Genomic DNA, 15,505 nt, shown 5'->3' with positions numbered 1-15,505 from the left:
AGCAATCGCTTTTGCTTCAATTATCTGTGCGGAGGTGTTTTTATTATGCTACAACTCGGTATCATGGCTATCATGCTAGCTTTAACCATCAATTCAACGACTAGCCATGTAGCGACAGTTCATCAGGAGTACATACCGGATAAAAGTAAAATGGCTTCTATCATTATTGACGATTTCGGCAACAACATGAAAGGAACTCAGGAAATCATTGCTATGCCCTATCCGCTTACTGTAGCTGTAATGCCTTTTCTCCCTACGTCCAAATCGGATGCCGAAGCAGCCCATTTAGCTGGCAAAGAGGTCATCATTCACATGCCAATGGAGCCTGTTTCAGGCAATAAGAGTTGGCTGGGTCCAGGTGTTATATTAACATCACTTAGCGATGATGAGATTCGCAAAAGAGTCGATGCGGCGGTTGCGGAAATTCCACATGCCATTGGAATTAACAATCATATGGGCTCTAAAGCTACTGGCGACCCACGGGTTATGCGGATCGTTCTGGAGCAATGCAAGAAGCATCGCCTATTCTTCGTCGACAGTCATACGAATTATCATAGCATCGCCTGCAAAACGGCAGTTGAAGTTGGCGTACCTTGTATTGAGAACGAGCTCTTTCTCGATGATACGCACACTGTATCGCATGTGATGAAACAGATTGGGGTTATTCATCAACGGCTCCAAACGCGTAAATACTGTGTTGCCATCGGGCATGTGGGGTCAAGTGGCAGAACGACGGCTGAAGCACTCAAGAATAAACTCCCTGATCTAGCGAATTACGTTCAGTTAATCCCCATATCACAGTTGATTTCTCTTAAGCATGATGGACTAACCGAATGATTATCCTTGTTCCCTTGCTGCATATTGTCTGACATCCAGCTTGTGTCTAAGCGTTTGACTTAAGGTGAAGAGTGCGGTTAATAAAGTCAGACCCGCAATCATAATCAGATAGGTGGATGTACCGAATAAATCTAGACTTGCGCCTGTTGCCAAGATGGATACTTGCATTAGGATCCGATCCACAATCTCTTTGAAGGCAAAAAATCTGCCTTGCGTCTGCTGCGGTACACGGTTCTGAAAAATTGTTGTCACCATCGGGAAGAAGAAGGCAACCATGCTGCCAAAAATACCGAATCCTAGCAGCACTGTCCATCTATGATCAACGAAGGACATCGTATATTGACCGATTGCGATCACACACAGCAAAAAGGATGTTGCGAGGATGATGTTCGCCTTGCCAATTACGCGTCGTACAAATAGTCCTACAACTAGGATAGTTGTACCTTCAACTGCGTATAAATAGCCCATTAATCCAGGATCATGCTGAATCTCGCTTAATGAGAGAATGAACAGATTCATTCCGCCCAAGAATAAAGCTATGACACTTGAATTGATTATTCCGAGGAATATCGAACGATCCTGCTTAATAATGGTAAATACTTCCGTGAATTTCAGCTTTTCTTTGGTTTTCTGAACTGCTGCGTCTATCTTAGGAATGTGGATAAAAATAAAGATACCCAGAAGCAATAAATAAACTACCAGAGATAACGAATAGATTGTGTACAAGCTCATTACAGAGACCATCGCACCTGCAATTGCCGTTCCTGCAATACGTGAGATCGTAATCGCGTTCATATGGAATGTATTTGCCGCTAGTAAATCCTCTCGAGCAATAAGAGTTGAGAACGTTGTGCGCACAGCCGGAAAATAAGTTGCATTGGAAATTTGTAGAAGAATAAGCGATAGAATCATCCAAGGAATCGATTGATACATGAGTGCAGGAAACATGAGAAGTGGTGATATACAGCGGATGAGGTTCGCGGTAATCAGCACTTTTTTCTTATCATAACGATCGACGATTTTGCCAATTGATGGCAGCAATAGAACCGAGACGAATATCCCTGACATTAATACTAATGATTTAAGAAAATCTGATGAGAGCAAGCTTTGCAAAAATTGAAGATTAGCGATAATCGCAAGCCATAATCCTATGCCGCCAACGACTTCACCGATCATCATGAACACAAAAGATTTATTACGCAACAACAAAGTTGATCACCCCTATCATCTAGAAACCATAATTAGGATTATACAGGAGAGGGCATCATTTGCCATTCTTTTTTGAAAATACAAACAAAAAACCGTTCCTCATCCAAAAGATGAAAGAACGGTTCCTCTACTAATAATTATTCTGCTATCACAATTTGAACCCCATGACTGACCAGCTCATCATGCATTATTTGTTCTAGTGGTCGATCGGTTATACAAGCATGCAGGTCCTGAATCGGCGCGATGGAAAAAAGAGAAGGTTTAGCAGTCTTCGTATGATCGAATACCGCAATTGTCTGTCTCGCTTTCTTCATCAGCATACGCGCGGTTTGTGCCTCTTGTTCAGCGTAAGTCGAAATGCCCTCTTCAAGTGTAAATCCATCGATCCCAAGAAAGATCTTACCGATATTCAGGTGCTCGATTGTTTTCTCGGCAAGCGGTCCACATAACTCATAATTCTTAGCACGCATGACGCCGCCAATAACGACGACTTGAATGCCTTCGCTATCCGCAAGCTCCATCGCGATATTAACCGCATTCGTCACAACGGTAATCCCATGACGTGATTTAAGCTCCTTAGCGATCAAATAAGTTGTCGTGCCGCCTGACAGGCAAACACTATCGCCCTCTTCGATAAATTCCATTGCTTTACGAGCGATGGCTTCCTTCTCTAGCCACAGCTTCTGGCGCTTCTCCGAAAACGGTATTTCACGTGAAGTCGAAATTCCTTCGTATAAAGCGCCTCCAATCGTACGAATCAAGTCTCCCCTTTTATCAAGCAAATCCAGATCACGCCTAGCAGTAGCTTCTGAACAATCCAGCTTCTCGATCAGCTCATTAATACTGATCTTGCCTTGCTGCTTAAGCATCGTCATAATCTGTGCGCGTCTGATTTCACCTTTGGAGGAAGTTTCTTCGGCCATACATTTCACTCCGCCCAACTTAAATTTGTACCACTTGCGTTAAATTCCGTGGTTCATCCGGGTTAACACCCTTCGCAAGTGCTGAATAGAATCCTAAGAATTGCACAGCAGGCAAATAAAGTACACTCCGTGCTTCATCACTTATATCTGCATGCCCAAGCTCGATCACAAGATCAGCAAAAGCCGTATCTTCTCCTGCTGAAGCTGTAAGGATGATCACTTCGGCTCCATAAGCCTTCATCTCTTCCGCTACTTTCACTTCATAGGCACGAGCAGTTTCCGATAATAACAGCACAACGATTGAACCAGGTTCGATAATCGACTTTGGACCATGACGGAACTCCATTGTTCCGTAACTTTCCGTCCAAACATAAGACATTTCCTTTAGTTTAAGACAAGCTTCTAGTGCCAAGCCGCCATAGGCGCCCATTCCCAAGTAGATTAATTTGGTGTAAGTGCGGCCCGATAGCCATTCTTTGACGGCTTGATCTGATTTCTTAACCATATTGTAATCAGATGCAAGCACGGCTTGCAACTCTTGTGAATACGTATCGCCCACTGCCGTCTTTGCAATAGCTGCTTGCATCATGAATGTCATGGATGAGAGTGATTTCGTCATGACTGTACTTTGCTCTTTGCCTAATGGAGAGACAAGACACTCCGTGAGCTTACCCATCGTACTTTGCTCATAACAAGTAATCCCGCAAATTGTCCAGTTCGGCAAATCGATGACGGATTGCACGGCGAGAACAACCTCTGTTGATTCACCAGAGCGTGAAACGCCAACTAGCAGAACTTTCTTATCACGAGCAATTGTCTGATCGCGGAATAGGAAAATTTCAGATGAAGGATGTGCTGCAGCAGAGCGCCCTGTCCATTTTCGAAAAGTAGCTGCCATCGTTAACGCTTGATAATACGAAGAACCCGATCCGATAAAGACAACCTCATCATAAATTGGATTACCTATATATTTTGAAACCCACTCAGATTGAATGGTTAATTGATCCCAAGCCGCTTGCAGTGCATCAGCTTGTGCACAAATCTCTGGATACGTTAATTGTCCAAAGTTGTTTGACATGCCGTTCATTCCCCCATATAATCAAGATAATGAAATTATAAATCATTTTTATGATTGTTTCAATCATTTAATATCTTGTTTCCTTCATTTATTTTATCGTTCTATCATTTTTCTCAAAGGAGAATGTCATTATGGGTCACTTAATCAGTTCTACATCTATGCTGCAAGCTGCTAGAAAAGGCGGTTATGGTATTACAGCATTCAATGTACACACGCTTGAAATGCTGCAAGCTGTAATCGAGGCTGCTGATGAGCTGCAATCTCCTCTTATTCTACAAACAACTGTCGGCACCGTTAAACATTTGGGTCCTGATTATATCGTTGCGGCTGCGAGAGTCGCAGCTAAGAACGCAAGTATTCCGATTGCATTGCACTTAGATCATTGCACGGAGTATGATGTTCTTATTCAATGTATTCGCGAAGGCTATACTTCCGTTATGATTGACGCGTCCATGCGTAATTTTGAAGACAATGTAGAAATTACGAAAGAGGTTGTTAAAGTTGCCACTGCTGCTGGTGTCAATGTTGAAGCCGAGCTTGGCAAGGTTGGCGGCGTAGAGGACGATATTTCTGTGAGCGAAGAAGATGCTCGATTGGCAGTTCCTGAGGATTGCGTACGATTCGTAGAGCTTACAGGTGTTCCTACATTAGCACCAGCGATTGGAACCGCACACGGCATTTATGTGGGTGAACCCAAAATTGCATTCGATAGACTGGAGCGAATTTCCAAGTCAGTTGAAGTTCCACTAGTGCTGCATGGCGGCTCAGGCATTCCAGATGAACAAGTGAAACGCTGCGTATCTCTTGGAATGGCTAAGTTCAATGTAGCCACTGAGCTTCGGATTGCATTCTCTGATGCGATTAAGGGTATTTTCAATCAGCATCCAAATGAAAATGACCCACGTAAATATATGATTCCTGCCAAGCAAGAAGTTAAAGCTCTCGCTCAGAAGAAAATGCTTTTATCGGGATGTGCCGGACGCGCGAAAGAGCTGCGATAATTTTACAACAATAGAGGGATATTCTATGATAACGACGGTTACGTTGAATGCAGCCATTGATAAAACTTGTGTCATTCCTAATTTTCATAAGTCGGGATTATTTCGAGTCGAACAAACCGTCTCCGATGCTGGGGGCAAAGGCATCAATGTAGCACGAGTCATTACCCTATTAGGCGGTCATGTGATGTCCACCGGGTTCGTAGCAGGCTCACAAGGGCAAACAATTATAAATTGCCTGTCCGACCAATGTATACCGAATGATTTTATTTATGCAAACGGAGAATCAAGATTATGCTTGACGATTCTAGACCCGACAAGCAGTCAAGATCAGACAGAAATTTTGGAGGCAGGACCCCTGATTGCTGCTGAACAGCTATCGGCTTTATATCACAAGGTTGCTGATCTTGCTAAGCAATCATCAATCGTTGTTCTTTCCGGTTCACTGCCAAGGGGCTGCCCGAGTGATACTTATGCGGAGTTAATACGTATTATCCGCGAGAATGGCGCTAAGGCGGTGCTCGATACATCTGGAGATCCGCTCGCTCAAGGCGTCGATGCTTTACCTTATTTGATCAAGCCTAATGAACATGAAATTGGTAAAATACTCGGGAATGAGCCGCGGACTGATGATGAAATTATTATTGCAATTCGAACACTTATGGACAAAGGCATTCACGCTGTTGTCGTTTCGCTCGGAGAGCGAGGAGCAATTGCGGGTTGGGGAGGCAGTATCTATTCTGTTAAAGCGCCGGCAATTGATGCCGTAAATCCAGTTGGCTGCGGCGATTCTATGGTTGCGGGGATCGTCACCGCGATTGAACGAGGAAATGATGCGCATACGGCTTTGCGTCTAGGCGCTGCATGTGGAACTGCTAATGCATTGCAAATGCGTGCAGGAGTAATCGATATGGAGCATCTTAAGACTTTGTTAGAACAAGTCAGCGTTGAAAGATTGCAAGCTGAATAAATCGTTTCACAGCAATAGCGGAGTTGCCTGTTATCAGGTAATCCGCTATTGTTCATTTTCGATATCCATGAGAATTATCTCGGCTGTGCAATAATTCCATTATGCACTTTAATATAGCCATGCTTTAGAATATCAAAACCATTCTCATAAACATACAATCCCATTTGACGAATATCCATAAGTTCCCGGTACGTATGATTCATGACATCTTCCATGACTTTATAATAAACTTTTGATTGCAGCTGATTCCTCGGTGTCGTTAAAATGGCATATCCTCCGGGCTTTAAGAACTTACGATGCCACTCCATTACTTCTGGTTTCACTTCATCTGAGAAATGCTCCAGCAAACCAACGCTAAGGACAATATCGAATTCATGACCAAATGGCAAATTCCGAATATCATCCACGATGTAAGTAATATTCATCTGATCCTTGTACCATACTCTCGATTGCCCTGTTGCAGAGTTATAGCCCAGAAATGGATAGGTGTCTGGAAACTGAGCAAATCGATCTGTTTTGCAATATTCATCATAATCAACCATCACGATCTCACCGTCAGGATACATCGAGTAAAGCTGCATCGCTTCATACCCTTCTGCAGCGCCTAAAAAGAGGATGCGAGGCTTCTTAAGATGAAGCCCTTGAAACAGTGCTCGCTTCCCTCTCGGGTCCCATATGCCGTCTTTAACGCGATGAGCATAGTTCCATAGATTAAGCATAATGACACTCTTAAGCGCTATACGCACTTCCTTCATGTCAAACTTCGCTAAGTGATTAAACATATCTTGACGCGCTTGTTTCTTTTCACTTGGAACATCTTTTACGAACCATTCATGAAAAGAACGATTGAACATCTCCCAAGCCTTATGAACAGGCATGTTCCGTCCATGCTCATTTTCCCATTGAACCCGCTTCTCCGCCATGTTCTCCACCCGATAAGGTCTGCCAACTTCTTTCCAGCTCAGCAAAGACCAATCATTCACCATCCCTGCCGAGATAAAACGATCCAATTGTTCATTCGTCGCGTTACGCAATTCAACTCGATAGCTCGGTGTAAGCAGCGTTTTCTCGAAGTCTTCCTCCGAATATGGATAATCATTGCCTAAATGGGCGTCTAGATCCATGACCATCTTCCTTACCCTCTTTCTATCAAATTTATAAGCACTAGCTCCTGTAAACAGTTTTATCTATGTTGTATTCTTCATTGATATTCCTATTCCTTCCAACTCGTTAAAAAGGGGAGCAATCTAGATACAAAAAAAAATAGACGATAGCTATCGCCTAGTTTTCTGTGTGATTATTATTATAGTCTTGGAACTCGATCTGCTCACGTGTAAACTTCCCGTTCCATACAAATTCCAGATCATGTCTAACGGAATCCTTCGTTACTACATTGCGTAAGAAAGTTAAAACTCCAAGTACAAGTGCGGCAAAAAATAAAACTGCAAACGTTAAATGTACGCCCATCACAGCCATCAACATTCCCCCAGTCACTCTTTGTACCACTATATGAGTGAGGGATCGAGTTGATGATTAACTGCTCCTGTACTTATTGCAATGCTTCCTGCCTCGCTTGCTCTATGATGTCATAAGCACGAGCGACTTCTTCTGCAGTTGGTGAAGGAACACCTTCTAATGGGTATTGCTTACCAAGTGCTTCCCATTTGTAAACTCCCATTTGATGGTAAGGCAGTATTTCAAACTTTTCCACTGTCTTAAGTGTTGCGAGCATCTGGCCAAGTTCACGTAAATCTTCTTCTGCATCTGTTATTCCCGGTACAAGAACATGTCTGATCCACATTGGCTTACCATGATCTGATAACCATCTTGCCGAATTCAAGATCCGATCATTAGGCTGACTTGTTAAGGCAATATGTTTTTCTCGATTAATAATCTTGAGATCAAGCAAAATTAAATCGGTAACATCGAGCAGATAAGAAATTTTATCATAATCATTAAAACCAGATGAGTCCAAGGCTGTATGCAAATTAAACTGCTTCTTCAGCTCTGTAAATAGCTCTGCAACAAATGGAGCCTGCAAGGTCGGCTCGCCGCCTGATACTGTTATTCCTCCACCAGAGCTTCTGTAGTACGACAAGTAAGGCTTAATTTCTTTTACAATTTCATCAACTGTAATAAGCTTGCCTTCATTCGTTTCCCAAGTATCTGGATTATGGCAATACTGGCACTGGAGCGCACATCCTTGCAAAAACAGGATGAATCGAATTCCCGGACCGTCCACCGTTCCGAAAGTTTCAATGGAGTGCATGCGACCATTCATGATGTGTTCCCCTTCTTTCAGCAACGATGGACCCGAGATCTTGATAGCCTCTTTTAATTACTACATTTGGCCATGGAAAGTACGGTTAATGACATCCAGTTGCTGTTCTCTAGATAGTTTCGTAAAGTTAACAGCATAACCTGATACACGAATGGTAAGCTGTGGATAATTCTCAGGGTGTTCCATAGCGTCAATTAATTGCTCGCGATCAAATACGTTAACATTCAAGTGATGTCCGCCACCGTTCAAGTAGCCGTCAAGCATGGATACAAGATTAGATACACGTGTATCAATATCTTTACCAAGTGCTTTTGGTACAATTGAGAACGTATTGGAGATACCATCCAATGAATGTTCATATGGAATTTTAGCCACAGATGTAAGGGATGCTAATGCACCTTTCGTATCGCGACCATGCATTGGGTTAGCGCCTGGTGCGAACGGTTCACCTTTCTTACGTCCATCTGGTGTTGTACCTGTTTTCTTACCATATACGACATTGGATGTAATCGTCAATACGGACATTGTAGGTACAGAGTTGCGGTAAGTTTTATGCTTGCGGATCTTGTTCATGAAGTTCTCAACAAGTTCAACCGCGATGCTGTCAACAAGCTCATCGTTGTTACCGTATTTAGGGAAGTCGCCTTCGATTTTGAAATCAATTGCGATGCCATTCTCGTCGCGAATAGGCGTTACTTTCGCATATTTAATTGCGCTTAAGGAGTCAGCAGCAACAGATAAACCAGCAATACCAGTCGCCATTGTTCTTAGAATTTCACGATCGTGAAGCGCAAATTCAAGACGCTCATAGCTATATTTATCATGCATGTAGTGAATAACATTGAGTGTATTTACGTATAACTTCGCCAGCCAGTCAAGCATGACATTATATTTCTTCATGACTTCATTATAATCAAGAACTTCAGAAGTCAGCGGCGCTAGCTCAGGTCCTACTTGAATGCCAAGCTTCTCATCTTTACCACCATTAATGGCGTATAGAAGTGCTTTAGGCAAGTTCGCACGAGCACCGAAGAACTGCATTTGCTTACCTACACGCATAGCGGATACGCAGCATGCAATACCATAATCATCGCCATAGATTGGAAGCATCAAATCATCGCTCTCATACTGAATAGAGCTTGTTTCAATGGATACTTTCGCACAGAAGCGCTTGAAGCCTTCAGGAAGCTTCTCGGACCATAGAACAGTTAAGTTTGGCTCAGGAGCTGGACCTAGGTTATATAAGGTATGCAAGAAACGGAAGCTGTTCTTCGTTACACGAGTTTCACCTGTAATGGACATACCACCAATGGATTCTGTTACCCAAGTTGGGTCACCAGAGAATAATTCATTATAGTCTGGCGTACGAAGGAATTTAACGATACGCAGCTTCATAATGAAGTGATCGACAATTTCTTGCGCTTGAGCTTCAGTTAATGTACCTTCTTTAAGGTCACGCTCGATATAAGCGTCTAGGAAGGAAGAAATACGTCCGATACTCATTGCAGCACCATTTTGCTCTTTAATAGCAGCCAAGTAACCGAAATATAGCCATTGGAAAGCTTCACGAGCATTCGAAGCTGGTGCAGAGATATCAAATCCGTAAGAAGCAGCCATTTGCTTCAATTCTTGCAAGGAACGAATTTGTTCATTTGTTTCTTCACGGCCGCGAATTGTATCATCGCTCATTACGCCGTCAACTTCCATTAATTTAAGATCTGCCTTCTTAGCAGCGATTAGTTTATCAACACCATATAATGCAACGCGGCGATAGTCACCGATAATTCTTCCGCGTCCATAAGCATCTGGTAAGCCTGTGATTACACCAGATTTACGTGCCATTCTCATTTCTTCTGTATAAGCGTCAAATACGCCTTGGTTATGTGTTTTACGTATATGTGTAAAGATATCAATGATCTCTTGAGGAACTTTAAAGCCATATGCATCACATGCATCGATCATCATACGGATACCGCCAAATGGCTGCAAGGATCTTTTGAATGGCTCATCTGTTTGAACACCGACAATCGTTTCCTTGTTTTTGTCCAAATATCCAGGTCCATGAGAAACAATTGTGGATGGTGTGTTTACATCTACGTCAAGGACTCCACCGTTCTCGCGTTCTTTACGTGACAAGTCACTGATAATATTCCATAGATCCTTTGTATTTTGTGTAGCATCTGCAAGGAATGAATCGTCACCATGATAAGGATTAATATTAAGCTCGATAAAATCACTAACATCAATATGTTTATCCCACTTACCGGTTTGGAATCCCCGCCAGCCTTTCTCATCGACTACTTTGTTAAGTTCTTTTTCTGATACAGCCATGAAAAACACCTCCCAAAAATGTTGCAGTGCTTAAAGCTTGACGAATAGCACTAGCTAATCGAAAGCAATATAGCACCCGCCTTGAAGCAAGTCAAGTTGTTTAGAGTAACTCCTATCTCATAACCAATATTATACCCTTGTGAAAAAAATCACTATGAAATTTGTCACATGCGATTTTATTTTCTATAATAAAAATATCACAGTTGTAAAACACTTGTAGGTGAGCAGATTCTGCTGTAAATTCATTTATAAGACAGATCAGCCACTAATAACCTTTACCGTGATATTTTATAGTAAGTCATTAGGGCAGCAAGAACGTCAAAACTAATGTAAGGGGGATTAATGGTGTTGAAACGAAATATGCAACTCCGAAAACATGCTAATGCTAACACGACATCATTTTCTGACCGCAATCTAAACCTTATGGTAGAAAAAATGTCAGAGCATCGTATCAAAGCTGGTAGCCACATATTTTGGGAAGGTGAGCCAGCGGATAAATTATTTTTTATACGCTCAGGTCGAGTTAAAATCACCAAATCTTCTGATGAAGGTAAAGAATTTATTCTTCACATGTATCAGCCCGGTGATTTGTTCGGACAGCTATACCCTTTCCAATCGACTATTCACAGCTTTAGCGCCAAATCACTTGATGACAGTGTCATATACATTCTGAATCAAAAAGATCTGGAACAGCTCATTATGGAAAGCAACAATCTGGCAATCGACTTCATGAAATGGATGGCTGTTAACCAGCGTATAACCGAGACGAAGCTGCGTGACCTTATGATGTACGGCAAACCTGGTGCATTGTGCTCAACTCTCATTCGTTTGTCCAACTCCTATGGTAAAAGAGAAGGCGACACCATCACAATCATGAAGAAACTCACCCATACGGAGTTGTCTAACATGATCGGTGCGACTAGAGAAAGCGTAAATCGCTTGCTGAATGACCTCCGAAAACAAGACATCATCGATTACAACAATGATTCGATCGTTATTAAGAACTTAAGAAGTCTGCAAGATATATGCCGGTGTGAGAATTGCCCATCAGAAATTTGCAGAATCTAGCCGTAATCTAAGCATACCCCTATACATGTACGCTGTATTCACAGCCTGTTATAAGCGATGGCAGCCAACAATTGTCATCGCTTATATGTGATGTATAAATTCCTACCATTACCAACGAAAAATGTTTTTATCCCTTTTACAGCATGATATAATGACTAAGTTAAATTGATCACTGCTTCACAATTGCTGTTTTTTTATTTATACATTTATAGGATTAGGGGTATTAACAATGACAAACAAATGGGGGCAAACTGCGCTAAAAGTTGCAAAATATGCTCTATACAAGGTCCATATTCTATTATGGCCCATTCCGCTCGTCTTACTATTAGAGTTTTTAAATCGGGATAGTATTACAAAAGCTTTAAAATTCATGATTCAGCATCCGAATGAATTTTTCTTGAACTATGTCATCATTCTAGGATTATTCCTGTTTTTTATCGCAGTGACGAGTCGAACCCAAATCGCATTTTGGATTATGACTGTAATTGTTTCCGTACTTGGCGTTATATCTGGTGTTAAAATTAAAATGCTCGGCGTCCCTCTTCTTCCTTGGGATATCGTTTTAACAGCTGAAACAGCAGATGTAGCGCAAAATTTTAGCGACTTGATTCCTTGGAAAATGCTCGGAGGCATCGCGGCATTTGCGATTATTTGCGGATTGGCAATTAATTTTATCAAAGTCATTCGAGCTCGTTTCAAATGGAAAGAAATGATTGTTCTCGGGACTCTATCTATTGCGATTCTATTCACTGCTTATACGGATAACCCTTGGTCGATGAAGAAAGCTTTGGGGATTGTTAAGATCCCTTGGAACCAGACCCAGAATTATGAATGGAACGGTTTCGCACTTACATCGATGCTAAACTTGGATCTCGTATTTATTAGTAAACCCGATAATTATGATGAGGAGACAATCGCGACTATAACCGATAATATAAAGAGAAGAACGAACATTGATAGCAATATTAAGCCGAATATTATCGTTATTCTAAGCGAATCCTTGTTTGATGCAACTGAAATGACCAATGTGAAGTTCTCAGAGGACCCCATCCCTCATTTGCATTCACTTATGGGCAAATATCCATCAGGCAAGCTGTTCTCTCCACAATTCGGCGGGGGGACTGCAAACGTAGAGTTTGAAGTCTTAACAGGCAACAGCACGCGGTTCTTACCGCAAGGTTCGCTAGCTTATATCCAATATGTGAATCACCCCATGGATTCAATTGCTAACATCATGTCAAGACAAGGTTATTCAACGGCAGCTATTAATCCATTCCATAACTGGTTCTTCAACTCTCGTAACGTATATCGCAATTTTGGTTTTGATAAATTTATCTCGCAGGAATTTTTCGTTCCTGAGCATACAGGCAATTACTTCTCAGATCGTTCCGTTGCCGAGAAAATTATTGCTGAAGCAGATCAAAGTTCTGGTCCTGATATGATTTTTGCGAATACGATGGAGAATCATGCACCGTACAATAAGAACAAGTTCGGTCCTTCCGAGATTAAAGTTAGCGGCGCTGGATTATCACAAGAATCAATAGACATGCTAGAATCATATGCTGGCGGAATGCGCAGAGCAGATCAAATGCTTAAGACGCTTACGGATCATTTTGAGAAGAAAGGCGAACCGACGGTTATTCTATTCTTCGGTGACCATCTGGCAAGTCTTGGAAACAATCTCAAAGTGTACCGTGAAGCAAAGTTCTTGAATGACGGCGATCCTGACTTTACGAAGAAAATGTATTCTACACCATTCGTGATCTGGGACAATTATTTGCCGCCGCATGGCGAGAATATGTTCGTGTCTCCTTCCTTCCTGACACCTTATATTCTCAATATGATTGATAGAGAAGGAACACCGTATACCGATTACTTGTATGATTTCATGCAGAAGCATCCTGTCATTCCACCACAAAGCATGTATAATGAGATGCATTTGACCACTAATGATTTAACCGATTACCGTTTGTTGCAATATGACTCGTTATTCGGTGAGCAATACAGTTATACTGGTTATAAAAATCTCATAGGCAAAAATAAGTTTATACTAGGTTTGGGAACTATGGTCATAGATTCGGTTGATCTCGAAGATAAGAGTAATGAGACCCAAATCGTCATCCATGGAAGCAATATCGCACCATCAGGTACGATTGAAGTGAATGGCAAAGCGCTGGATACAAGCTGGAATAATGGTGCATTAACCGCCGTTTTCCCTAAAGGTATGGATCGAACCAAATTCGATGTCAAAATTAAAGTAATTGATTCACAGAAGACGCTGATTGCGCAATCCAATGTATACAGTGTTGGTGGCTCGGCAGCAGCGAATAAATAATTCATAAAGTACTACAATAACGCCTCAAGGCCTGATGATTGCATCGGCCTTGAGGCGTTATTCATTGACTCGACCTGGGATTAACCGTATACTTTAAAATAGCCTAAAACTATTCTACTCAAGAAGATTTAGATCAAAGGAGATTTGAAAATTGCCAATTCCGAATGAAATGATTCAGCTAGAGAACGTCTTTAACCGCGTGTTAAAGTCTCTGACTAATGATTGGGCATATAACATGCAGGATCTCAAAATTACAAGAACGCAATACTACGTTCTAGAGCAATTAAAGGTTAGTGAACGGACCGTTTCTGGACTAGCCGAACTTGTTGGACTAACGTCAGGAGCGATAACGGGAATTGCGGACAAGCTGATTGAGGCTGGGTATATCGAGCGAAGTAGAGATATCACAGATCGTAGAATCGTGAAATTGGTTATTACAGAACAAGGATTATCCGTCCTTGAAACACTCCGTATGCAACGTAAGGAAGTTGTCGAGAAGTTCTTTGGAAACTTAACAGAGGATGAAATCCGCCATATGATCGATATGTTCGAGAAATTATTGCAAAAATAGAGAGAGCTAGGAATCCGTAGCTCTCTTCTTGTTTATTATAACCGTTTCATTTTCTTAATAATATCTCGGCTCTTCTCTAAATATTCTAATGAAGCGCTGTATTGCTTGCTCGCAACACCCAAATAGAGAATGTCGATGATGTTTAATTGCGTAATTCTTGAGGAGGTTGCTCCGCTTCGAATCTCATTTTCAGTTGAAGTACTATACAGAGGAATATCTGCTAATTGACTAATCGTTGTATTCCCATATTTCGTCAAGGAGATCGTTGTTGCCCCCGAGGTATTTGCTCTCTTAATACATTCGATCATATATGGTGTTTCACCGGAATATGACACGGTAATGGCAACATCCTCTGGCGTAAGCATGACGGAAGAGGTTACTTGCAGATCTGCATCTGCGAAGGCAAAGCATGTTTTGTTAATTCGTAAAAATTTATGCTGGGCATCGATTGCAATCAAATTGGAAGCACCTTGTCCATAGAAATAAATGCGTTTAGCCTGAATGATCGCATTTACAGCTTTTTGAATCCGAATGGGATCGATAATTTTGGCGGTATCTCGAATAGACTGAATGTTATTATTCGATACGCTTTGAATGATTTGCTCGATTGTGTCATTCGGGTGGAATTCCTGGTAACTGTCACTTCCTACATCTTTCTGCAAATCTACAGCAACCTTAATCATTAGTTCTTGATAGCCTTTCAGGCCTAAAGATTTACATAGGCGTATAACAGCTGCCTGACTCCCCCCACTCTGTTGTGCTAACTGAGCGACTGACATCCCAATCATTTCATCTGGATGGTTCAATATATACTCCGCTACTTTGCGTTCCGAAAGCGTGAGTTCATCCAGAATTTCGCGTAGTCGTACAAGACCTCCGCTCATATTCTCTCCTCATCCCTATT

General features: G+C 41.8%; 14 protein-coding genes. 6 read left to right on the top strand and 8 right to left on the bottom strand.

From position 1 onward, the window contains the following. Positions 1–45 precede the first annotated feature (45 nt). Positions 46–837 carry a divergent polysaccharide deacetylase family protein gene (locus E0485_RS10500; protein WP_132417992.1) on the top strand — a complete coding sequence of 264 codons (792 nt, stop codon included), beginning with the start codon at positions 46–48 and terminating at the stop codon, positions 835–837. Here E0485_RS10500 and E0485_RS10495 read toward each other — a convergent pair whose 3' ends face one another. The 3 genes from E0485_RS10495 to E0485_RS10485 form a co-directional block, all read right to left on the bottom strand. Further along, positions 838–2,043, bottom strand: a complete 1,206-nt coding sequence (locus tag E0485_RS10495; protein ID WP_132417991.1) for an MFS transporter — start codon at positions 2,041–2,043, stop codon at positions 838–840. A gap of 140 nt (positions 2,044–2,183) precedes the next feature. Further along, positions 2,184–2,969 carry a DeoR/GlpR family DNA-binding transcription regulator gene (locus E0485_RS10490; RefSeq protein WP_132417990.1) on the bottom strand — a complete coding sequence of 262 codons (786 nt, stop codon included), beginning with the start codon at positions 2,967–2,969 and terminating at the stop codon, positions 2,184–2,186. 19 nt (positions 2,970–2,988) lie between these two features. Further along, positions 2,989–4,047 carry an SIS domain-containing protein gene (locus E0485_RS10485; RefSeq protein ID WP_132417989.1) on the bottom strand — a complete coding sequence of 353 codons (1,059 nt, stop codon included), beginning with the start codon at positions 4,045–4,047 and terminating at the stop codon, positions 2,989–2,991. A gap of 131 nt (positions 4,048–4,178) precedes the next feature. Here E0485_RS10485 and E0485_RS10480 point away from each other — a divergent pair, with 131 nt between their 5' ends. Continuing rightward, entirely contained in the window at positions 4,179–5,048 is an 870-nt protein-coding gene (locus E0485_RS10480) for a class II fructose-bisphosphate aldolase (protein ID WP_132417988.1), read from the top strand. 25 nt (positions 5,049–5,073) lie between these two features. Continuing rightward, the gene (pfkB, locus tag E0485_RS10475) at positions 5,074–6,015 is read left to right on the top strand and encodes a 1-phosphofructokinase (RefSeq protein WP_132417987.1); all 942 of its coding nucleotides are present in this window, start codon (positions 5,074–5,076) and stop codon (positions 6,013–6,015) included. Positions 6,016–6,089: 74 nt separating this feature from the next. Here the strand turns inward: pfkB and E0485_RS10470 are convergent, their stop codons facing one another. From E0485_RS10470 to pflB, 4 genes are all read right to left on the bottom strand, one after another. Then, positions 6,090–7,145: a class I SAM-dependent methyltransferase gene (locus E0485_RS10470; protein WP_328591298.1), complete on the bottom strand. Its 1,056-nt coding sequence runs from the start codon at positions 7,143–7,145 to the stop codon at positions 6,090–6,092. Between the two features lie 151 nt (positions 7,146–7,296). Then, on the bottom strand, positions 7,297–7,491 hold the full coding sequence (locus E0485_RS10465; RefSeq protein WP_132417986.1) for a hypothetical protein: 195 nt from the start codon (positions 7,489–7,491) through the stop codon (positions 7,297–7,299). Positions 7,492–7,564: 73 nt separating this feature from the next. Further along, a complete protein-coding gene (gene pflA / locus E0485_RS10460; protein ID WP_407944844.1) occupies positions 7,565–8,296 on the bottom strand; it encodes a pyruvate formate-lyase-activating protein in 732 nt (243 codons plus the stop codon). A 60-nt stretch (positions 8,297–8,356) separates the two neighbouring features. Beyond that, positions 8,357–10,627: a formate C-acetyltransferase gene (pflB, locus tag E0485_RS10455; RefSeq protein WP_132417985.1), complete on the bottom strand. Its 2,271-nt coding sequence runs from the start codon at positions 10,625–10,627 to the stop codon at positions 8,357–8,359. Between the two features lie 360 nt (positions 10,628–10,987). Between pflB and E0485_RS10450 the strand changes: the two genes are divergently transcribed. From E0485_RS10450 to E0485_RS10440, 3 genes are all read left to right on the top strand, one after another. Continuing rightward, positions 10,988–11,695, top strand: a complete 708-nt coding sequence (locus E0485_RS10450; RefSeq protein WP_132418101.1) for a Crp/Fnr family transcriptional regulator — start codon at positions 10,988–10,990, stop codon at positions 11,693–11,695. A gap of 229 nt (positions 11,696–11,924) precedes the next feature. Beyond that, entirely contained in the window at positions 11,925–14,030 is a 2,106-nt protein-coding gene (locus E0485_RS10445) for an LTA synthase family protein (protein ID WP_132417984.1), read from the top strand. 151 nt (positions 14,031–14,181) lie between these two features. Then, a complete protein-coding gene (locus E0485_RS10440) occupies positions 14,182–14,601 on the top strand; it encodes a MarR family winged helix-turn-helix transcriptional regulator (protein ID WP_132417983.1) in 420 nt (139 codons plus the stop codon). 35 nt (positions 14,602–14,636) lie between these two features. Here E0485_RS10440 and E0485_RS10435 read toward each other — a convergent pair whose 3' ends face one another. Then, positions 14,637–15,485 (bottom strand): MurR/RpiR family transcriptional regulator, encoded by an 849-nt coding sequence (locus tag E0485_RS10435; protein ID WP_132417982.1) that lies wholly within the window; start codon positions 15,483–15,485, stop codon positions 14,637–14,639. Between the last annotated feature and the right edge of the window lie 20 nt (positions 15,486–15,505).

Origin of the sequence: Paenibacillus albiflavus, from assembly GCF_004344915.1 — a bacterium.
In the GTDB taxonomy this organism is placed as follows: domain Bacteria; phylum Bacillota; class Bacilli; order Paenibacillales; family NBRC-103111; genus Paenibacillus_AM; species Paenibacillus_AM albiflavus.
This window is presented reverse-complemented; position numbering and strand designations above follow the sequence as displayed.

Coding starts and splice junctions, on each gene's coding strand:
- E0485_RS10500 (WP_132417992.1), top strand. CDS start 46: ATGCTACAACTCGGTATCATGGCTATCATGCTAGCTTTAACCATCAAT.
- E0485_RS10490 (WP_132417990.1), bottom strand. CDS start 2,969: ATGGCCGAAGAAACTTCCTCCAAAGGTGAAATCAGACGCGCACAGATT.
- E0485_RS10485 (WP_132417989.1), bottom strand. CDS start 4,047: ATGTCAAACAACTTTGGACAATTAACGTATCCAGAGATTTGTGCACAA.
- E0485_RS10480 (WP_132417988.1), top strand. CDS start 4,179: ATGGGTCACTTAATCAGTTCTACATCTATGCTGCAAGCTGCTAGAAAA.
- pfkB (WP_132417987.1), top strand. CDS start 5,074: ATGATAACGACGGTTACGTTGAATGCAGCCATTGATAAAACTTGTGTC.
- E0485_RS10470 (WP_328591298.1), bottom strand. CDS start 7,145: ATGGTCATGGATCTAGACGCCCATTTAGGCAATGATTATCCATATTCG.
- E0485_RS10465 (WP_132417986.1), bottom strand. CDS start 7,491: ATGGCTGTGATGGGCGTACATTTAACGTTTGCAGTTTTATTTTTTGCC.
- pflA (WP_407944844.1), bottom strand. CDS start 8,296: ATGAATGGTCGCATGCACTCCATTGAAACTTTCGGAACGGTGGACGGT.
- pflB (WP_132417985.1), bottom strand. CDS start 10,627: ATGGCTGTATCAGAAAAAGAACTTAACAAAGTAGTCGATGAGAAAGGC.
- E0485_RS10450 (WP_132418101.1), top strand. CDS start 10,988: ATGCAACTCCGAAAACATGCTAATGCTAACACGACATCATTTTCTGAC.
- E0485_RS10445 (WP_132417984.1), top strand. CDS start 11,925: ATGACAAACAAATGGGGGCAAACTGCGCTAAAAGTTGCAAAATATGCT.
- E0485_RS10435 (WP_132417982.1), bottom strand. CDS start 15,485: ATGAGCGGAGGTCTTGTACGACTACGCGAAATTCTGGATGAACTCACG.